The organism is Thermoanaerobacterium aotearoense (genome assembly GCF_009905255.1).
Classification (GTDB): domain Bacteria; phylum Bacillota; class Thermoanaerobacteria; order Thermoanaerobacterales; family Thermoanaerobacteraceae; genus Thermoanaerobacterium; species Thermoanaerobacterium aotearoense.
On record NZ_CP047602.1, the window covers coordinates 79,729 to 98,790 of the forward strand.

Sequence of the window (19,062 nt, forward strand, 5' to 3'; positions counted from 1 at the left end):
TTTTAATTTAAGCCTTCCCGTTTGGACTACCGTAATAAAGACCAGTCTTTAGCCTATCCTTTAAACGATAGCTGTTACCTCTTATGTTGATTATATGAGCATGGTGCAGCAATCTGTCCAAAACCGCAGTTGCAAGAACTGGATGCCCCATTAGTTCACCCCATTCCCCAAATCCTTTGTTGCTTGTAAGTATTATGCTTCCTCTCTCATACCGTGTACTTACTAGCTGAAAAAAGAGATTTGCTCCAAGGTTGTCTAAAGGTAAATACCCTACTTCATCTACAACAAGAAGCCTTGGCCTTATGTAGTTCCTCATCCTCCTTTCTAATCTGCTCTCTTCATAACCTTTTTTAAGGTCTTCAATTAGTTTTGATAGGGTGATAAAGTAAATTGGTATCCCCTGCGATAGTGCTTCTACAGAAAGTGCTACAGCTAGATGTGTCTTACCCACTCCAGGAGGTCCAAGAAATATCACATTTTCCGCACGGTGTACGAAGGCCATTGTAGCAAGTTCTTTTATCAGCTTCTCATCTACACTTGGCTGAAATGTAAAGTCAAATTCTGATAGTGTTTTTCTGTATGGGAGTCGGGCTAGTTTGAATCTTACCTCAATATTTCTCTTCTGCCTTTCTGAAAGCTCTGTTTCAAGAAGCTCATTTAAGAAGTCAAGATATGTGCTGTTTTTGTGCTGCGCTCTTTCAAGGAGTGAATCAAGTAAAGAAGCTGCATTCAGAAGTCCCAGTTCTTCAAGATGTAGTCTGGCTTTCTCTAGATCTATCATATCCTGTCACTTCCGATAGACTTTCATAAAGACTAAGTGAGCGCTTTTCAACTTCTAATGAAAATAACTTGATTGCTTTTGGCCTAGGATAAAGCATCCCTTCTGCTGCTTTTAAGCCTTTGTACTGGTCTTTGAGAAAAACTGTACTTCTTGAACGATAATGTTTGTCATGTACTGCTATTACCTTGTTGTTATAGAGAATTTCAATTTTGTCATTTTTCTCTCTTACAACTACCTCTTTCCCGCTGTACTGCCATGGTACTCCATATCTTACACCATCATAACTCAAAAGTCCATCTTTATGTACCTTCCTCGGTTCTTCCAAAAACTTTTGATATTTATCCAATGAAGGCAAGGGCTTTAAGTTTTCTTTCGTTAGTCTATCAATTGGTCTTTCTCCTGTAGTACCATGGACTCTTCTGTTCTTCTTATCACACCACTCTACTGCTTGACGATTTAAGTCACCATAATCTAAAAATCTTCTCCCGGGCAGAAAATTGTCCTTGACAAAGTTTATTCCGCTTTCTACTTTGCCTTTTTTATGTTAATCTTAACATAAAAAAGGTTATGTTAAGACTTTCATTATGTAAAGAAAATTTAGCAAATCTATATATTACTTGATGTTTGCTTTTTATTTCTTTACATAATGTGCTTTTTATGGTATTCATAAATCAATATATTTTTAAGGAGGATTGATTTATGGTAACGAATATTAAAGATCTTGTTACACTATGTGAACAAGAAATCTGTGACCGCGAGTATACTTTTAATCGCCATAGGATAATAAGCCTAACGTGGAAGGATTTGATACAATGGATGACGGAAAGAGAATACAAAAACTTTAATGAAGACATCGGCTACCAATATTGTGACGATACTTTCGGCTCACATGATTTGTCCGGTATAAAAAAGAATGATCGGATAAGATTACGAGCAATACGAATGCTTATCTCATATCAGAAAGAAGGTGATTTTGAATTTAGAGTATCTTCTGTTATGAATTCGTTTATAGGGCAGTCTGGCAAACACATGGAATCGTATCTTGAGTATCTTCAGGAAAAAGTTAGACTAACAGAGAACACAATATCAAACAAACGACATTATCTTTATTCATTTAATAACTTCATTGAAGAACATAAAATGACTCTAAATGATTTAAGTGTGGAAAGTATAGCTGCTTTTTATTCTTGTCAAAACTATTCGATTGCATCAAAACACAACTGTAATTCTGCTATTAGGTTATTTCTATGCTACGCTTATGATATCGGCATTACAGACAAAGACTGCTCTATTTTCATATTACCGGATAATTATAAAAAGCACAGCAAGATTCCAACTACCTATGAGGAAGAGGAAATCAGAAACATGATTAATGCCGTTGAAAGAACATCCGCAACAGGAAAAAGAGATTATCTAATCTTGCTGCTGGCATCCGAATACGGTTGGAGAAGCTCCGATATTGTGAATTTCAGGTTTGAACAGATTGACTGGGATAAGAACACTATTATTTTCAACCAGCATAAAACTGGCATTCCAGTTGTGTATCCGCTTTTATCCTCCATTGGAAATGCTATTATTGATTATCTTAAAAATGGCAGACCGGATACAGATACTCCGGAGATCATAGTTTCATGCGAGTCAGCAAAGCGAGGAAAAAAACTGAACAAAACGACCATTCATTCCATAGTCTCTAAATACATGCGAATAGCAAATATCAGTCATTGGCAACAAAAAAAACATGGCGCACATTCTTTAAGGCACAGTTTGGCTACAAATCTACTGAAAAAGAATGTATCCATGCCGATCATAAGCACAGTTCTAGGACACCAGAGCACAGAATCAACGAAGGTGTATCTTACGGTGGACATAAGTCGTTTAAAACAATGTGTTCTTCCTGTTCCAGAGCTAAAAACTGACTTTTATGAGGTATAAATTATGAATAGACCGAAGTTTACATGCATTTTTGCTAATGAAATGAACATATATCTGGATTATAAAGTTTCCTCTGGATATCAAGAAAAAAGTTTTTACACTCATCTAAGGTGCTTTGACCGGTTTTGTATAGAACATGCTTTATCAACTCCAGCTTTTACAAGAGAACTTGCAGATGAATGGACAAAAAAACGCGAAAATGAATCTAATACAACCCACTACTCACGAATTAATGGAATAAAACAATTTCTTATCTATCTTAGCAAAAAGGGATACAATGTTTTTGTCACCAGGGACATCTCTTTTAGATAGACACAATTTCAGCCACACATTTATACAGATGATGAAATCCAAAAATATTTTTCAGCAGTTGATACATTTGATTCTTCAAAGAATAAGAAGGATAAGATTCAATATCCTGTATTATTCCGCATTTTGTATTGTTGTGGTACTCGAATCAATGAAACCCTGGGTATTCGCAAACAAGATGTTGATTTAGATGCTGGAATCATAAAGTTATCTGAAACTAAGAATGACTGTGATAGATATATTGTTCTCAGTGATGAACTTAGATCATTGATAAAACAGTATGCATCAAAATGTTTCTATCTACTAAATGAAGAAGACTATATTTTTACATTAGCAAACGGAAGGCGTTGCAGTGGTGATATCATTTATGAGCATCATCGTATGTTTCTTAAAAAAGCCGGTATTCCGTATATAGGGAATGGTGAAGGCCCAAGGATACATGACTTTCGACATACATTTGCTGTAAATTCTTTTAAACAGATGCTTGATACAGGAATAGATATATATGTTGCTCTTCCGATACTTTCTACATATCTTGGTCATAAAACCATTTATGCGACAGAACGGTATGTACGCTTGACGATGAGTATGTTTCCTTATATTGAAAAACAGTTCAAAGATAAGATGGATGCAGTATTTGGGGAGGCGAATCATGAAAACAACTAAATTTGCCTATTATCTTAATAAGTTTTTTACCGTATATCTTCCTAATACCAACGGTAGTACACCAATGACAATTGATTCATATCGATATGCTTTTATACTATTTCTTACTTTCATGGAGGAGAAAGGTACTCCGGCCGATTCGATAGAAATATCTGACTTGACTTACCATACAATACTGGAATTCCTTGAATGGTTACAGGCAAAACGAAAAAACTCAGTCGCAACACGAAATCAACGACAGGCCGCATTGAACAGTTTTATCAGTTATTTGATGTATGAGTTTCCGGATTATTTATTTGAGTTTCAATTTATTTTAGGCATACCGATAAAAAAAGCCCCACAGAAAGAGATTTCATATCTTAAAACGGAAGGTGTTAAACTACTGTTTGAACAAATAAATATCAATACAAAAAGTGGTTTTCGTAATTATACAATGCTGACATTGTTATATACGACAGGTATCCGGGTAAGTGAATTGATCAATATCAAAGTTAAAGATATATCACTACATTACCCAGCAACGCTTTTAGTTCATGGAAAAGGCCAAAAAAGTAGATATGTACCACTGGTAAGCAATACAGTAAAGATACTTGAAGATTATATTGTAAGATATGGTCTTGATAAAGAATATCGTCTAAATGACTGGCTTTTTAAAAACCACATGAAAGAACAATTTAAACGTCAAGGTATAAATTATATTATCAAAAAATATGCTGATTTGGCCAGAATTAAAAAACCAGATTTGATTCCTGAAGATTTCAGTCCACATAAAATGAGGCACACAACAGCAATGGATCTTGTAGATTCCTGAGTTGATTTGATATATATCAGGGATCTTCTCGGGCATGTAAGTGTCAAGACCACTGAAGTATATGCCAGAGCCGACGCAACAAAAAAAAAGAAGCTATCGAAGCAGCAAGCAAGGAAATAGTTCCAAAGGAAAACGCAGAATGGGATAACAATACAAGATTGAAAGATTGGCTTAAAAATTTTAATTGCAGATGATTATGTAAAGAAATAAAATCTAAAATTCCGTTATGTATTGAATGTTACAAACTTCTTTACATAACGGAATTCTTAACATAACCTTTTGTCTGTGGGCGTCTGACTTTGCACACTTTTGGTACAAACCCCAAAGTTGCTGCTAGATCCTCAAATACTGTATTCCATATAGGCTTCTTGTTTGCATCTGTACCTATGATTACTGTTTTCATTCTATCAGTAAGTACAACGTCAGTTACTCCATCAAAATATTCAAAACCATGTATAAGGCAGCGATTGAATGTGTGAACATCACAGCGATTTGTGAATTACACATACATTGCTCTTGAATAACCAAGTACCATAACAAAGAGGTAGAGTTTTTTACTTCTCCTGTTTCCTGATCAATGTAATTGTATTCACCCCAGTCAACCTGAGCTTGTTCTCCAGGCTTTGTTTCATAGCGGCATACAGCCTGAATGTGTTTTGAAGGTCTAAACTGCCTCACGTAGTCTCTTAAAATAGTTTTTCCTCCTGTGTAACCTTCTTCTTTCATTCTTTCGTAAATAACTTCACAGTTAAATATTCCCATGTTAATATACTCATGAATAATATTTTTATAAGGGTCAAGTTTTGAACCTCTCTTAGGACGAGGTTTTCTTTCGGGAATTTCCTCTGTTTTAAGATACTTTCTTATTGTATTTCGAGAATGCCCTGTTTCTCGTGAAATTGCACGAATACTCTTGCCTTCTGCCTTGATTTATGTATCATGATAATAGATCCACTCCCTAGCATTTTTTATCTCCCTCCGATTCTTTTGATTTGATTTAGATCAGAGGGATATTTCGACAGGGGGTGGGTCAATTCCTTCTCGTTACTCCTGGGTTAATTATACACCGTTAGTGACATGAAGCACAATACTTGAAGAAGGCAACAAAACTTATTGGGTAATCAATAAATATGCATAAAGACATTCTCTGCTTGAAATTCATAATTTAATACGTACGGAAATACTAGGAAATAACTTGCTCATTTTAATTTGTACTTTTTCTTGACATAGTACCACTGTAATTGGTGCTGGGGTTGGAGGGTTAATTGATACATGGACAAAAATTTCGTAATTTCTGTTTTAGGCATGTTTTTAGTAACATATGTTCCGCGCTTTCTTCCAGTGTTTGGGCTATCAAGAGTTGAAATGCCTAGCTTTATTAAATCCTTTTTAGAATATATACCTGTATCTGTTTTGTCTGCATTGCTCTTTCCGACAATTTTTTTGAAAGGCAATCATCTATTTATAAGTTATAAAAATATATTTCTAATAGCCTCAATACCAACTCTACTGGTAGCTTATAAATCGAGAAAGCTTTTTTCTCCTGTAATAGTCGGGATTATAAGTTATATATTGATTTCACTTGTAATAAATTAATTGTAATAAAAATAATTCCTGTTTAAAAGAGATATAAGGTGTTATTTGGAAAATGATTTTTAAAGTTTATAGGGGGATTAAATGAAAGACTTAACTTATAATCTAATAAAAGGTATTGTAAAGTTCTTTATAAAAAAGCCAGAAATATATTGCTATGAAGATATAAATAATATTCACTCTTCGATATTTGTATCTAATCACATTGGATTTTTTGCACCACTTATAATTAATCTTTATATTGATATGAAATTTATTCCATGGGTTATTCATGACATAACTGACGAAAAACTCTGTAGAAATTACATAAACTCTGATTTTACTGAACCTCAATTAAAATTAAAGCCTCCATTAAGTTACATTGTATCTTCAGTTATAAGTCCTGTTTGTGTTTCTATTATGAAGTATTTAAATGCAATACCTGTTTATAAAGGGAGCCAAAAAATATCTGAAACAATCCTATTGACTTTAGATAGATTAAAAGAAGGGCATAACATACTTATTTTCCCTGAAGATAGGAATAAAAAGTATAATGATGTTTTAGATAAATTTAATACAGGTTTTATAAATGTTGCAAAAATGTATTATAAAGAATACGGTGGATTTATAAGTTTTTATCCGGTTTGCGTAAACAAAAGTCAGGATAGAATATTAATAGGCAAAAAGATAGTATATGATCCTAACACATTATATAAAAATGAGAAGGAAAGAATTGCAAATTATCTTATGGAGAGCATTTCTAAAATGTATTACTGCTCTGGATTTTAGAGAACGTAAAGTTTATACTGAATGGATTACAGTTGGACTTTATATAGCGCAAGTACAGCAAGGAAGCGGTGCTGATGTTAAGGAACTTTTTTATTGGAGGAGATGATTATATTTCAAGCGAATCAAAATAAAATGAATCTGTTTTTTGTGCCTAAATTTTAATTATAAAAGCACAATAATTTGTTTGTTTTTTCTAATATTTGGATTATAATTATAGTAGAAAAAGCGAAAGGGGGTGTTGGTATGAAAACTAATGTAGGCAATGTGGACAAAATAGTCAGATATGTAATCGGAATAATTCTTTTACTCTTAATATTTATCTTAAAAGGCAATGCCAGATACTGGGGGCTCCTTGGATTAATACCTATACTTACGGCTGCGTTTGGCTTTTGCCCGTTGTACAGAATTTTTGGCATAAGCACAGCAAAGAAGGAAGACAAGTCAGAGAAAAAGAGTTAATGGCAGAACAAAATTGAGAGTGAGCGTAATACTCACCCTCAATTTTTTATAAATTTCCCAAAAAGGTGATGCTATGGATAAAATCTGTTTAGAACGATTTGATTCTTATGGATATGCCCGCTATGTATGTACATCATGCTATCACTGTGAAAGCAAAATGGGTATAAGCTATTGCAGCATCAAGATGAGAGGATGCTGTTCGTATTTTCCAAAGTTTGAACTTGTTGATATTCATAGGATGGTTAAATCAGCCGAAGGCCTCAATGTGCTAAAAAAGATAATTGATAATCCAGGAACAGTAGTATACAATTATTACATTCATGCGAAAGGGTATTTTGATAAAGAGGGCTACGAAAAGTATATAAGGACAAATGATGATGACAATGGAATAAGAGATAAAACGATATTTTTTAGGGCTTGTCCATTTGTTAAAAGCGGTTTTGGCTGTACAATTCCTCCCGTCTATCGCAATTACGTATGCAATTTCTTCATCTGCGACGAGGTTATGAACAAGGTAGCTGATGATGAAATTAAAGAGCAATATGTAAGAGAGAGGGAAAGATTTGTAAAATGGGCTGAATGGGAGAATAGATCGCTGGAGGCGATTTTATCTGAGCAACATTTAAATTTGAGAAACAACTTGGAGGAATGCATAAAAGTTTTGCAAGATATACCACTGACGATTTTTGAATTTCCACAGTTAAAAGAAATAAGCGTATTTGATACAGATGAAAAAGAAGCATGATGAACTAAGAAAAAGGTATGCAAAACTACAACATACCTTTTTATATGAGACTTAATCACTTCTATATAAATACAAATATATAACAGACAATTAAAACAGCCATAGATATTGGAATACCTATTTTGGCCCATTCTTTGCTCTTTATCTCCAGCTTTCCTGCAGATATGATATTTGGTATATTTCCTGGTATTAACATACCACCGCTTATCAAAAGCCCCATTAAAATAGCGCGGATGTGTTCAGGATCCATTGCAGGGCTTATTTCTGCTGCTGCTAACGTGGCATTGTCTAATACCGCTGAAATCATATTTACCCAGTATAAAAGTCGAACATTCATGTGTATCACATAATTGTCAACCAATGGTTTGAATCCAGCACTTAAAAGCTCCAAAGCCAGCAAGAATATGAAGATTTTTATTGAGCGGATGACGATAAACTTAATATTTTCTATTTTTCTGATCTCCATTTCTTCCTCTTTAAAATATTCTTCCTCTTGCTTTGGTTTCGCATTTTCTGCAAATCTATTCACATAAAAAGCACCTAAAATGCCCAGCACAAAGATTGTAGGCACGATGTAAATGCCAATCGTTCTTAGAAGATAGAAGAAGTCTTTTTTTAAAGCAGAGATTACCAATGTTGATAAAGGCTCTCCTACAGGTGTCAGGGCTGCTCCTAGGCCAATCGAAAGACATGCGATTACAGTTATGACGACTTTGTCTTTGTGATGTATTGGCAAAATGTGGACTATTTCAACTAAAACTAATGAAGCGACAATGGCGGTTATAATGCTGGACGTAAGTCCTAATACGACTATTAACATAAAGACAAAAATTTTAAGCGATATGTGATTTAAAATTGTTTTTATTAATTCTTTGATTTTATTTTTAAAAGTTTCAAATAATAAACCACTTATGAAGACGGCAGCCGTTATAATGTACAAAAGATGGTTTTTTAATATATGTGACAAAAGATCAAGTGACATTGCACCTGTTACAGTCACTGCGATGATGCCCATGATAAACAGAAAATACTCAATATTATCTTCTATTGCCTTTATAAAAAATGGTACCGTCAGTATTACTAATAGTATTGCAAACAAAATAACATTAATCATGCAAATCACCTTTCTTTATTTTGCCCTATGTAATAAAAAAATAAAAAGGCAGAAAACTCATCATGACGATGAGCTTCCCACCCTGGAAGCCGAAGATCTTGAAGCAAGAAAACTTGCTCAACCGAAAAAAAGCAATTATTCAACTAAATTGAATTGTATCATAAAAATTTTTTCAAATCAATACTAAGCAATGGTTTTCTTTTGGTTTTATACTTTCGACGTTTTATATCAAAATTATAAATTTACTTGGAAATTTTGGAGGATTTTTGATAGTTTTGTAGAATATATTAGGTAAAAGTGTAAAAGTATGTATTAGAAGGGGGTGGATTGATGAACAATATATTTACATATACGGGGAATCCTTTTGTAGATGCCGGTATAACTGCTATGCTGGTTTGGCTTGATAAGGGAAAACCGGAAGAAATAGAAGATTATGAAGTAAAGAGTTTATTTAGTGAATTAACAGATTTATATGTTCAAAAAAGTTGGAACAAGATGATGTATTCTGTTTTTCCAAATAGCAAATTGACAAATCCAAGTGTAAAAGACAAGAAAGGTGAGTATGACAAACTTCTCAATGAATTATTATCTGAGGTTGTTACTTTAGATAGTCATGGTAATTGTATTGCTTGCGGGAAGAGAGATTCAAAGAGATATTTTACAAAAACTCAAGTGCCTTTAACGGGAACCAGTGATTTTATAAATTTTTTCTCTTATGGCAATGGAGGCGCTGATTATTGTTCTGCTTGTGCTTTAGCTATTCAATTTTCTCCGCTTGTCTTTTACAAATGTGGCAATTTAGTGTGTCTTCAATCAAATAATAAAGAAGTAGAGAAAATTTATGCTAAAAAATGCAAATCATTTATAGATGTTCAGAAAGCTACTAAAGAATATACAGGCTGTAATGATGAAGGATACACTAATCCTGTGTCTCTTACTAAGATTTGGTCCAGGGCAAAATCCGTGTATGCCCATCTCCCGCATGTAACGGCGAGTCTTTTTACGGTTTAATGATTCCATAATCCCTCATTAGTATAGTTGTCATTCTGCGATATCCATATTCGGGATGGGCTGTATAGACCTCATCAATGATACGTTTAATCATGTATTCTTCATCGCTTGTTGGCACAGGCTTGTAATAAAGACTTGTGCGATTAATGCTTAAGAGCTCAGCCTGTCTGCTAATACTAAGCTTTTTATCACCTCTATCAATCATTTTCATGCGTTCCTCACTAGATTTAGAATTGGTAAGTTTTTTTAAGCCAGGCATTATCATAAGAGAGCTGCCCTATTTGTTTCAATAATTCCTCCTTCTTCTTTTCATATGATTTTTTGGCTTTTTCTAAATCGTCGGTTTCTTTGCTAAACACCTTTGCTGCATTATTGATAAATTCTGCTTTCCAGCGGCTAATCATATTCGGATGTATTTCGTATTCAGCAGCGATTTCATAAAGCGTTTTTCTTCTTGCAATACCTCTAACTTATTTTTGACTTTTTGTTTGTCTAGTTTTCTGGTATCATTATAGAGTAAAAGGTATAAAGATTAGAAAAATGTCATAAGTTGAATGAGCATGAAAAAGAAATGATTAAAAATGTCTAGACCAGCTAGTAAAAGTCAATAGGTTTTAGAAAGAAATTTAAAATTTTTTATGTTGTAAAAAAGGGTATAGCAAACAAACCCAATTAAGAGCCGAACTTTGAAAACTTAATATGGTTAATAGCTATTTCCAAGTATAGTGCAAGACTTTAAGCAGCTTTATGAATGTTTTGATATTGTAGTTGGTGTTCATCAGGTGTCTTTAATACAAAAGGCTTATTATCTCTTAGAACAGCAAATACAATATCTGAAATCTTGTGCATAATTGCTCCAAGAGCTACTTTTTTAGGTTTCGATTCCTTCTTTTTCTGGTAATAATCATAAAGTACAGGATTTATTGCTATGCCATTTCTTTTAACCCTTACAGAAGCTAAAGCAATGGCATAGAGAACACGCCTGGCAATTTTAGAACCTCTTTTGGACATTTTATTGTCAGTACCTTTAAAATGACCAGATTCATTAACAGAAGGATCTACACCAAAATATGCAAAAAGCTGCTTAGGCTTTCTAAATGCTGAAAAATCGCCTATTTCACACATAAGAGTAACCGCTGATAGAAAACCAACACCAGGTATAGAATCGAGGTAATAAATTTGCTGTACAAATTTCTCAGACTTATTTTCATCCACAAAAGCCTTGATTTTAGATAATATCAGATTAATCTTTTTATCAAATTCTTCTATGAAATAAATATACACTTTTAGTACGTCATAGACAGAAGGTAAATTATACCTGAAATTCAAAGCATTTTTGGCAGCTTTAAATAACTTATCATACTTAGCTTTAGCATAATTCAAGCCTTTTCTGGATGACGTTGAAATAAGCTTAACTATTTCATCAGTTTGAGCATTAATGACATCTTCTGGTGTTGGAAATCTTTTTAACAGAGAGATAGCTGCAATTCCAGTAACATCAGAGAAAACATTGCAAAAACCAGGGAAAACAATATGCAATTGAGCTTTAAGCTTATTCACATAAGAAGTATGATTATCGACAAGGCTATAGTACTCTCTGCATAAACATCTAAGATTTAAAATTAACTCAGCGGGCATAACAGAAACCTTAGTATCAGGCGAATAACCAGTAACAGCAATACGTTTTGCATCAAGTCTATCATTTTTCACTTTTCTTATACCAATATTTTTGTTAGAATTAGTAATGAGAGGATTAATAACAAAAACCTCAAATCCTAATTCTTTTAGGTGGCAGAAGAGTGGGAAATGGTAGATTCCCGTAGACTCCAGAAATATCTTAGATTTCATGGAGAATTGCTCTTCTGCCTTTTTAATTGACAGAGCAGCATTTTTAAGGGAATCAGCATTATCGTGATCAACCTTAAATGGCTTTTTAAACTCCCTTCCATCAGGTGTCAAGATGCAAAACCAGCTAAAATCAGCAGCGACATCAATACCGACACTAATATAATTAGGCAAAAAACTCATAAAATAACAACTCCTTTAAGTAAAAGTGAATAAGAATATCCATTCTATTTAGTGAGTAAACAACCTAGCATGTGACGCGGGTATCCCGAAAAGCCGGTCCCAACCAGCCAAAACATAAATCTTCACTAAATGGAATAATTAGCTATTTCACGGGTATAGACCGTAAGGACGATCTCCCAGGAGGTGATACATTTATCCTCTATTCAGAGAAGATTGTACACAAAGTTAAAGCTTAAGTCTATACCGGCTTAAAGGATATCCCAAATTATTTATTTAAAAGCGTCTTAAATGACTTTTAAGATGTGACATATAAAGTCATTTAAGACAAGATATGCATAATATAGGAGTTGAGCATTAGGATAAATCCGAACATAGAAAGGTCATGTTAAATTATTGTTCGGTGTATTAACTCCCGATTTGATATAAATTATGTAACTTTGTTACAAATATATTATACTAGGATGGTGATAAAAAATGATACCTTATGATAAGTATAAAAACCTTGACGAATTTATAATCGATATAGATGATATTGGAGAGATAATATTCAAACATCTGGGGAAGGAATATTCTTTATATTTTGATGGCGAAAAAGTGTTTATTTCAGAAAGTTGCAAACAAGAGACAGAACAGGTATTTAACGGTATTGATGATTTTATTAATAATTTTATCTTGGATGGAGAGCCGATTAAAGATATTGTAACAGAGCTTGATGTAGTATCTCATTAATAAAGCCGCTAAGGCGGGATAGGCCAACGCGGCTTTTTCATGCTAAAAATAATGATATGGTAATGTGGTTGTTTTTTACATTGTACATTAAATTATAGATGAATGTCATCTGATTGATAGAACAACAGGACTTGCCAAAATTCATTTGACAAACATCAACATGTTTGTATTTGAATCGTATTTGTAGCTGAAGCCAAAGAGTGCTTTTAAGTCGTCTGCCGATATCCACGTTAATCCATTGTTTAATACTATTGCGTCTGGAATTGCTAATGTTTTGCTGTTTAATTGTGCTTTAGTGCTACTTATGTTCAAGTTTGCTTGTGTTTTTCCATATGTTATACTTATTGTACCGTTTGCGTTCCAGTCTACGTTGCTGCCTAAGTATTGCATAAATGCTCTTGCAGGTACATACCATTTGCCATTTATTTGTTTGGGATTTGATGGCATAAAAGGCTGCTGAAGCATGTTGCCGTATATAGTCACCATAGTTGCATTGTATTTTGTTGGTATCACAGTCTGTGGAGAATCTGTTTCTGTTCCATCAGGATTTTTTGTTATTGAATACGTATCGATAGGCGTTCCGTCCTGTTTTACTGCTTTTATCGTAAGCGTATTGCCGTTAATGGTAGCCACAATGTAATTTGGCTGGTCTTGTGGGTCGTAGAAAAAGGCATCCCATACTTTCTGTGAAAGATCTGGATAATACTTATTTCCACTTCTTCCTGTTACAACATATACGGTTCCATCTGCAGGGTTTTTTACATATTGATCGTTTTTGATTGGATATGTCCGTGAATAACCGTGATCGTGACCGTTAAAGACTACATCTATATGGTATTTATCAAATATAGGCTGAAATGCTGCTTTTATCTGTTCGTTTGAACGAGTAGCTTTATTGTAATACGGTGTCTTATGGAAGAAGACTATTTTCCATGTTTTGTTGGTACTCTTTAAGTCTTTATCAAGCCATGCTTTTTGTGCTTCTAATATGTCGCCTGAAACAGTTTCTTCTTCGTCTTCTTGGCTATCAAGCATCACTATATGTGCATTACCGTAATCAAAAGAATAGACTTGTCCTTTTAAGCTGTCAGGACCATTTTGCGGGACTGGAAACTGACTTACAAAATCTTTTGGCTTGCCTGAATCGTAGTTTGATGATTGGTATGTCTCGTGATTGCCTTCAACAGGCATTTCCGGTATTGCATCTATTACACCTTTTGCTGCATCAAACCAGTTGTTCCAGTGTGTATACAATTGCCCAATCTCAACAAGGTCTCCTACATTTACGAAGAACTTTGAATCCTTATTTGTGCTATACGCATTATGTATCGTAGCCTTCCATGGACCGTATTGTGGATCTGTTGCTATTCCACTTTGACTGTCGCCAAATATCAAAAACTTAAATGAATTTGTATCTTTTGCTTCTGTTGTAAAACTGTATATGCTGTTTAAGTTGTTGCCGTATCCTACTCTGTAGTAATATGTTGTTCCGGGATCTAAATTTGTCATGGTAGCTGAGTGAATGTTCATGTCTCCTAAATCTGATGAGAATTTTTGTACGGTAGCATCAACTATCTTGGCATCTTTAAGCGATGGGTCTTTTCCGTACTGGACTTGTCCTAAATTTACTGTCGTGTCTGTCCTCCATGTTATCGTCTGTGTTGTAGTGGGATCTTGAGTCCAAGTAAGCGTAATGTGATCTGGTAAACTTGTGGCACCTGTGGAATTTGAGTCGGCGAAAATTGGACTTTGTACTGTAAAGATGAAAAGCACCATTGCTAATGCCGTGATAAAAGATAAAAACCTCTTCATGACTAAACCCCTTTCTTTATTTTATTCCAAATAAATGATAATACTTTTGTGTTAAGTGGATATTATATCTATGTAAAATATGTTAAAAGTTTATTATGCAATTGTTAATCATGGCAAAATTTAAAAGGCATCGTTGTTGATGCCTTTTATAAGGATTATATTATCTGTTTTATGCCTATTAGTATCAATATAAGGCCGGCAATCACTGTCGCTTTTTTTCTAAAGTTCCATCTATTCAAAAAGTCTGTCACATAATTTCCAATCCACAAGGCGATAAAACTTATAAGAGCAGACAGAAAGCCTATAAAAAAAGAGTTAAGGCCTATCATGCCAGCGCTTAATCCGCCTCCAATATTGTTTATAGATAGAGCAATGCCGAGAAGTGTAGCTTCTTTGAAGTCTATATCTTTAGAATCGTCCACATCGGCTTTTTCAGGCTTTTTCAATATGTCGTATATGTTTTTTGCTTTATCGTCTATATCATAATGGCTATCGCTATTTTTTTTGAAATACGGCTCAATTGCTATCCAAAGTCCTATAGAGATAAAGAGTATCATGCTTAATATGGAACTTATGTGCTTACTAAACAGCCCAGATATTATGCTGCCGGATATGGCCGCTATGGATGATATTATAAATGTTATCAGGGATATCCACAAATTTTTTACTGCGGTGATTTTTATTCCTCTTACGCTGTAAGCTATTCTAACGCTTATATTGTCTACATTGTTGGCTAAAGCGATGAACAGTGAATAAATGAAGTGCATTCTTTGTCCCCCCTATTTTAGATTCATAATCAATATATGTTGAGAAAGTAAATATGTGTTTTGCTTAAGCAAATTATGTTCTAATATTTGTGGTTTCGTATTAATATATAGTGAACAATAATATGGGGGAGCTGATTTAATGAAAAGCAAAAAATATATATGGCTGGTAATCCTTGTTGCTGCCATTGGGCTTCTCATCTATTTTGCGCCTATAAAAAACAGCAACAGGACGGTGTACAATATGGATCTTAAGTACAATGATAAAGATAAGACTATAATAGGAACAGAAGCAGTAGACTTTATAAACACAGATGATGTGAATTTAAGCGAGGTTTACATGCATTTGTATCCTAACGCATTTAAAGATAAAAGTAAGGTTCCATTTACAAAAGAAGAGATGGGATTAGCATATCCAAATGGATTTAAGCCAGGGTATATAGAGATAAACGACGTGACTTTTGGCAAAAATGAAAAAGCTACATATAGCATCGATCAAAAAACAGGTGAGATTTTAAAAATACTTCTTCCTAAAAAACTGGGAAAAGGCGATAGGATAAGCTTCACTATAGACTTTAAAGTTCAGATTCCTCCATCTTGCGGTAGATTTGGCTATGGCAACAATACCATTCAGGTGACAAATTTTTACCCGATTTTGTCAGTATACGACCAAAACGGTTGGAACAATGACCCCTATTACGCCTTAGGTGATCCATTTTACAGCGATGTGTCAAATTATAGAGTAAAGCTTGCTGTGCCGAAAGGAATGGAAGTGGCAACAACAGGTGTCGTCACGTCTAAGATAAGACAGGGAGATATGAATGTATTAACTATAGATGCTCCAAATGTGAGAGATTTTGCTGTCGTCATGAGTTCTAAATTTAAAGTGGCGGAAGGAGATGTTGATGGCATAAGAGTTAAGTCATATTATTTTGATGAAGATTCAGGGTTAAAAGCCTTGAAGTACGCACAGGATGCCATAAGATTTTACAATAGTTACATAGGCAAGTATCCGTACAAAGAGTACAGCGTAGTAGAATCGGATTTTTACATGGGTGGAATGGAATATCCAAATTTAGTGTTTATATCAAAAGATCTCTATTCAAAAGACAATTTGTTTAATTTGGAATACGTTATAGCACATGAGACAGCTCACCAGTGGTGGTATGGCGTCGTTGGGAATAATGAGGTAAGGGAAGCGTGGCTTGACGAAGGGCTTACAGAGTATACGACGATAATGTACATTGAGCGGTATTACGGAAAGGCCACTGCAGATGCAGTATTTAAGTCTATAATCTCAGGAGAGTTTTATAAGTTTTCCAAAACCAATAAAGATGATGCAATGGTGAAGACATTAGGGCAGTTTAAAGATTGGAATGATTACACTAATATCGTGTACAACAAAGGCGCCATGGTATTTAATGAGCTTAGAAGCCTTATAGGGGATGAAAAGTTTAAAGAAGTCTTGGATAAGTACTATTCAGAGTACAAATATAAAAATGCCACTACGCAGAACCTTATAGACGTAGTGGACAGTGTGACTGGAAAGGATACAGGAGGATTTTTTGAAGAGTGGCTTGACTAATTTATAGTTTTTCTTTTAATCCTTATGTCTTCTCCGTAGAAGTTTAGAAGTTTAAAATTCCCAAGTATTCTCGAGCACAGTCTTTCTGGGTATATATTCATTACTTCGGATAATGGCAAGTTTGTGGATATTATGAATTTCTTATTGGCCAAAAGCCTTGCATTGACGATGCTGAAGATTTCCTGGAGGCTGAATGGTGTGATAGGTTCAGTCCCCAGGTCATCTATTATGAGCAAGTCGCATTCTCTAAGCAAATCTGTATATTCGTAGTACGAATCATTGTCTGAATTCAGCTTATTAAGCCTTAATCCCTCCACAAGGTCTGGAGCTGTTCTGTATAGGACTACTTTGCCTTTATCTAAAAGCTCCTTTGCCACGCAGTGAGAAAGAAAAGTCTTGCCAAGTCCAGAGTCCCCGTAAAAAAACAGGCTTTCCTTCTCCTCATCAAAGTAGTTGATAAAATCCTTTGCCACTTCTACTATGCTTCTGATATTTTCCCTTGGAGACATTTTTCCTTTGTATGGTTTGTCTGAGTATAAATGATAGTCGAAGTTGTCAAAGTTTTCTGTCTTAGTGATTTCTTCTATGCTGGATTGCTTGTAGTACAAATTGATAAGTTTTTGCTCGAAGCACCGGCACCTTTTGTTGTTTACAAAACCTGTGTCTTTGCAGGTATTGCATTCATATTCTTGCTCCATGTACGTCTCAGGGTAACCATTAAGCTTAAGAAGCTCAGATTTTTCTCTCTTTAAGTGCATAAGCTTATGCCGGAGACTTTCTAAAAATTCTTTTTGATTTTGAGGGTTTAGAAAAATGGCTTTTGATATTTCGATGCCGATTTCTTTTATTTTATCGTCTATTTGAGATATCTGCGGTATTTTTCTGTACACTTCTTGGCGCCTACTGAGGGCTTCCTTTAAAGACTTGTCCCTTAACATGTCGTATTCTCTTAAAACCTCTTGAACCAAATTATTCACCAAATTCACCTCTTGAATGGGCTAAAAGCTTCTTTTCCAGTTCGTCTACATCGTATGTCCTTTGAGAGTATCCGTTGAAGTAATTTTTAGGGACTTTGTAGTTAGGAGCAGTCTTTTTGGTGTAGGGCTTTCTCTTTGTTTTGTCTAAGTCATTTACGGTTCTTATGCCATCATTGTACCAATTGATGAGTATTTGATTGATGTACGGAAAACTGGGTTCATTTATCTTCAAGACGCATTCGTCGCACGCTTTTATAATGACATCCACATCAAAGCCGAGATCGTCCATCCATCTGTCCATCATGGCTTTGTGGGCTTCCATCACATCATCATCTTTTAGTCCCAGTGCTCTTAAGATTTTTTTGTACCGCAGCCATTTTTCGCTTTCTGATTTTAAGTATGCTTCTACGTCAAGCGCTGTCTTAAGTCCTGCGTCGTGCCATGCAATTGCTACTTTTTCCATGTACTTAAGAGACGTCTTGTTTTTCGAAACGCAATAACTTATAAGCATCGTCAAAATCTCCAGAGAAAATCCATATTCATCTACCCAGCTTAAGTAGGTGTTCATCTCAGTTGGCGAAAGAGGCCTGCCTATCATCTTTTCTACTGTCTCGAACATCTGCTTGACTTCAGTGTCGTCAATCGACAATGTGTGTACATCATCAGATTTTTTGACAAGTGGAAGATATTCTATGTAATATTCGTTGTCAGAATACCTAAGCTTGATTACGCCAGATCTTTCCCAGAATTTCAAAGCTTTTTCTATGTCATCTTCTGACATAAAAAGTTTATCCGCCATTTCTTCCATTGAGAAGCTTTGGTTGTAATATGAATATTTAAGTCCTAAAAGGTATACTTTTACGTATTCCCCTGGTGCTTCCAACATATAATGATTTATAAAAAAATTGCTAACGGGGGTGCTTCCCATATCATCAAAATCATTAGAAAAGTTACATCTGCTCATGTACACCACCTCAA

18 protein-coding genes, 3 pseudogenes and 1 other annotated feature are annotated in these 19,062 nt (G+C 34.6%); of the genes and pseudogenes, 11 read left to right on the forward strand and 10 right to left on the reverse strand.

Annotated elements, in window-relative coordinates; genetic code table 11:
* Positions 1-7 precede the first annotated feature (7 nt).
* Together istB and GSH73_RS00435 are read right to left on the reverse strand one after the other, a co-directional pair.
* Positions 8-781, reverse strand: coding sequence for an IS21-like element helper ATPase IstB (istB, locus tag GSH73_RS00430; RefSeq protein ID WP_014757414.1), 774 nt, complete (start codon positions 779-781; stop codon positions 8-10).
* Positions 747-1,319 (reverse strand): annotated as a pseudogene (locus GSH73_RS00435) (Mu transposase domain-containing protein); the annotation flags it as partial. The gene istB and the pseudogene GSH73_RS00435, both read right to left, overlap by 35 nt.
* A 161-nt stretch (positions 1,320-1,480) precedes the next feature.
* Here GSH73_RS00435 and GSH73_RS00440 point away from each other — a divergent pair.
* The 4 genes from GSH73_RS00440 to GSH73_RS00450 are packed head-to-tail and all read left to right on the forward strand — an operon-like array spanning position 1,481 to position 4,499.
* Positions 1,481-2,713: a site-specific integrase gene (locus GSH73_RS00440; protein WP_014757412.1), complete on the forward strand. Its 1,233-nt coding sequence runs from the start codon at positions 1,481-1,483 to the stop codon at positions 2,711-2,713.
* Between the two features lie 3 nt (positions 2,714-2,716).
* Positions 2,717-3,025 (forward strand): hypothetical protein, encoded by a 309-nt coding sequence (locus GSH73_RS13365; protein ID WP_014757411.1) that lies wholly within the window; start codon positions 2,717-2,719, stop codon positions 3,023-3,025.
* A 36-nt stretch (positions 3,026-3,061) separates the two neighbouring features.
* Positions 3,062-3,688 carry a tyrosine-type recombinase/integrase gene (locus tag GSH73_RS00445; protein ID WP_233432545.1) on the forward strand — a complete coding sequence of 209 codons (627 nt, stop codon included), beginning with the start codon at positions 3,062-3,064 and terminating at the stop codon, positions 3,686-3,688.
* On the forward strand, positions 3,675-4,499 hold the full coding sequence (locus GSH73_RS00450; protein ID WP_200866690.1) for a tyrosine-type recombinase/integrase: 825 nt from the start codon (positions 3,675-3,677) through the stop codon (positions 4,497-4,499). Before GSH73_RS00445 ends, GSH73_RS00450 begins: the two co-directional genes overlap by 14 nt.
* 256 nt (positions 4,500-4,755) lie before the next feature.
* On the opposite strand, the pseudogene istA reads toward GSH73_RS00450, so the two are convergent.
* A pseudogene (istA, locus tag GSH73_RS00455) lies at positions 4,756-5,464 on the reverse strand (IS21 family transposase); the annotation flags it as partial.
* 307 nt (positions 5,465-5,771) lie between these two features.
* Between istA and GSH73_RS00460 the strand changes: the two are divergent.
* From GSH73_RS00460 to GSH73_RS00475, 4 genes are all read left to right on the forward strand, one after another.
* Positions 5,772-6,095, forward strand: a complete 324-nt coding sequence (locus GSH73_RS00460; protein ID WP_014757409.1) for an AzlD domain-containing protein — start codon at positions 5,772-5,774, stop codon at positions 6,093-6,095.
* Positions 6,096-6,176: 81 nt separating this feature from the next.
* Positions 6,177-6,860, forward strand: coding sequence for a lysophospholipid acyltransferase family protein (locus GSH73_RS00465; protein WP_014757408.1), 684 nt, complete (start codon positions 6,177-6,179; stop codon positions 6,858-6,860).
* Positions 6,861-7,103: 243 nt separating this feature from the next.
* The gene (locus GSH73_RS00470; RefSeq protein ID WP_014757407.1) at positions 7,104-7,319 is read left to right on the forward strand and encodes a YgaP family membrane protein; all 216 of its coding nucleotides are present in this window, start codon (positions 7,104-7,106) and stop codon (positions 7,317-7,319) included.
* A gap of 73 nt (positions 7,320-7,392) precedes the next feature.
* On the forward strand, positions 7,393-8,064 hold the full coding sequence (locus tag GSH73_RS00475) for a hypothetical protein (RefSeq protein ID WP_014757406.1): 672 nt from the start codon (positions 7,393-7,395) through the stop codon (positions 8,062-8,064).
* A gap of 61 nt (positions 8,065-8,125) precedes the next feature.
* Here the strand turns inward: GSH73_RS00475 and GSH73_RS00480 are convergent, their stop codons facing one another.
* Entirely contained in the window at positions 8,126-9,178 is a 1,053-nt protein-coding gene (locus GSH73_RS00480; protein ID WP_014757405.1) for a DUF1646 family protein, read from the reverse strand.
* A gap of 71 nt (positions 9,179-9,249) precedes the next feature.
* Positions 9,250-9,301: a sequence feature (sodium ion sensor (DUF1646 type); this cis-regulatory element may regulate processes involved in with the transportation of sodium ions), on the reverse strand.
* Between the two features lie 375 nt (positions 9,302-9,676).
* Here GSH73_RS00480 and cas8a1 point away from each other — a divergent pair.
* Entirely contained in the window at positions 9,677-10,189 is a 513-nt protein-coding gene (gene cas8a1, locus GSH73_RS00485; RefSeq protein WP_233432544.1) for a type I-B CRISPR-associated protein Cas8b1/Cst1, read from the forward strand.
* Here cas8a1 and GSH73_RS00490 read toward each other — a convergent pair.
* Both GSH73_RS00490 and GSH73_RS00495 read right to left on the reverse strand, forming a co-directional pair.
* Positions 10,109-10,649: pseudogene (locus GSH73_RS00490) on the reverse strand (IS3 family transposase); the annotation flags it as partial. The gene cas8a1 and the pseudogene GSH73_RS00490 sit on opposite strands and share 81 nt — an antisense overlap.
* Before the next feature lie 275 nt (positions 10,650-10,924).
* Entirely contained in the window at positions 10,925-12,217 is a 1,293-nt protein-coding gene (locus GSH73_RS00495; RefSeq protein ID WP_014757402.1) for an IS110 family RNA-guided transposase, read from the reverse strand.
* Between the two features lie 474 nt (positions 12,218-12,691).
* Here GSH73_RS00495 and GSH73_RS00500 point away from each other — a divergent pair, with 474 nt between their 5' ends.
* A complete protein-coding gene (locus tag GSH73_RS00500; protein WP_014757401.1) occupies positions 12,692-12,946 on the forward strand; it encodes a hypothetical protein in 255 nt (84 codons plus the stop codon).
* A 141-nt stretch (positions 12,947-13,087) separates the two neighbouring features.
* Here the strand turns inward: GSH73_RS00500 and GSH73_RS00505 are convergent, their stop codons facing one another.
* Positions 13,088-14,758, reverse strand: a complete 1,671-nt coding sequence (locus GSH73_RS00505) for a fibronectin type III domain-containing protein (RefSeq protein ID WP_014757400.1) — start codon at positions 14,756-14,758, stop codon at positions 13,088-13,090.
* 155 nt (positions 14,759-14,913) lie between these two features.
* The gene (gene ytaF, locus GSH73_RS00510; protein ID WP_014757399.1) at positions 14,914-15,525 is read right to left on the reverse strand and encodes a sporulation membrane protein YtaF; all 612 of its coding nucleotides are present in this window, start codon (positions 15,523-15,525) and stop codon (positions 14,914-14,916) included.
* 139 nt (positions 15,526-15,664) lie between these two features.
* Here ytaF and GSH73_RS00515 point away from each other — a divergent pair, with 139 nt between their 5' ends.
* Positions 15,665-17,107 (forward strand): M1 family metallopeptidase, encoded by a 1,443-nt coding sequence (locus tag GSH73_RS00515; protein ID WP_014757398.1) that lies wholly within the window; start codon positions 15,665-15,667, stop codon positions 17,105-17,107.
* Here GSH73_RS00515 and GSH73_RS00520 read toward each other — a convergent pair.
* Together GSH73_RS00520 and GSH73_RS00525 are read right to left on the reverse strand one after the other, a co-directional pair.
* Entirely contained in the window at positions 17,104-18,045 is a 942-nt protein-coding gene (locus GSH73_RS00520) for an ATP-binding protein (RefSeq protein ID WP_044984031.1), read from the reverse strand. The two genes, GSH73_RS00515 and GSH73_RS00520, sit on opposite strands and share 4 nt — an antisense overlap.
* Before the next feature lie 31 nt (positions 18,046-18,076).
* The gene (locus GSH73_RS00525) at positions 18,077-19,048 is read right to left on the reverse strand and encodes a DnaD domain protein (protein WP_014757396.1); all 972 of its coding nucleotides are present in this window, start codon (positions 19,046-19,048) and stop codon (positions 18,077-18,079) included.
* Positions 19,049-19,062: the final 14 nt, after the last annotated feature.

Excerpts from the sequence above, each read along its gene's own strand:
- GSH73_RS00475 (WP_014757406.1), top strand. The coding sequence starts at position 7,393 with ATGGATAAAATCTGTTTAGAACGATTTGATTCTTATGGATATGCCCGC.
- GSH73_RS00480 (WP_014757405.1), bottom strand. The coding sequence starts at position 9,178 with ATGATTAATGTTATTTTGTTTGCAATACTATTAGTAATACTGACGGTA.
- GSH73_RS00500 (WP_014757401.1), top strand. The coding sequence starts at position 12,692 with ATGATACCTTATGATAAGTATAAAAACCTTGACGAATTTATAATCGAT.
- GSH73_RS00515 (WP_014757398.1), top strand. The coding sequence starts at position 15,665 with ATGAAAAGCAAAAAATATATATGGCTGGTAATCCTTGTTGCTGCCATT.
- GSH73_RS00470 (WP_014757407.1), top strand. The coding sequence starts at position 7,104 with ATGAAAACTAATGTAGGCAATGTGGACAAAATAGTCAGATATGTAATC.
- GSH73_RS00520 (WP_044984031.1), bottom strand. The coding sequence starts at position 18,045 with ATGTTAAGGGACAAGTCTTTAAAGGAAGCCCTCAGTAGGCGCCAAGAA.
- istB (WP_014757414.1), bottom strand. The coding sequence starts at position 781 with ATGATAGATCTAGAGAAAGCCAGACTACATCTTGAAGAACTGGGACTT.
- cas8a1 (WP_233432544.1), top strand. The coding sequence starts at position 9,677 with ATGTATTCTGTTTTTCCAAATAGCAAATTGACAAATCCAAGTGTAAAA.
- GSH73_RS00460 (WP_014757409.1), top strand. The coding sequence starts at position 5,772 with ATGGACAAAAATTTCGTAATTTCTGTTTTAGGCATGTTTTTAGTAACA.
- ytaF (WP_014757399.1), bottom strand. The coding sequence starts at position 15,525 with ATGCACTTCATTTATTCACTGTTCATCGCTTTAGCCAACAATGTAGAC.
- GSH73_RS00440 (WP_014757412.1), top strand. The coding sequence starts at position 1,481 with ATGGTAACGAATATTAAAGATCTTGTTACACTATGTGAACAAGAAATC.
- GSH73_RS13365 (WP_014757411.1), top strand. The coding sequence starts at position 2,717 with ATGAATAGACCGAAGTTTACATGCATTTTTGCTAATGAAATGAACATA.
- GSH73_RS00495 (WP_014757402.1), bottom strand. The coding sequence starts at position 12,217 with ATGAGTTTTTTGCCTAATTATATTAGTGTCGGTATTGATGTCGCTGCT.
- GSH73_RS00505 (WP_014757400.1), bottom strand. The coding sequence starts at position 14,758 with ATGAAGAGGTTTTTATCTTTTATCACGGCATTAGCAATGGTGCTTTTC.
- GSH73_RS00465 (WP_014757408.1), top strand. The coding sequence starts at position 6,177 with ATGAAAGACTTAACTTATAATCTAATAAAAGGTATTGTAAAGTTCTTT.
- GSH73_RS00525 (WP_014757396.1), bottom strand. The coding sequence starts at position 19,048 with ATGAGCAGATGTAACTTTTCTAATGATTTTGATGATATGGGAAGCACC.
- GSH73_RS00450 (WP_200866690.1), top strand. The coding sequence starts at position 3,675 with ATGAAAACAACTAAATTTGCCTATTATCTTAATAAGTTTTTTACCGTA.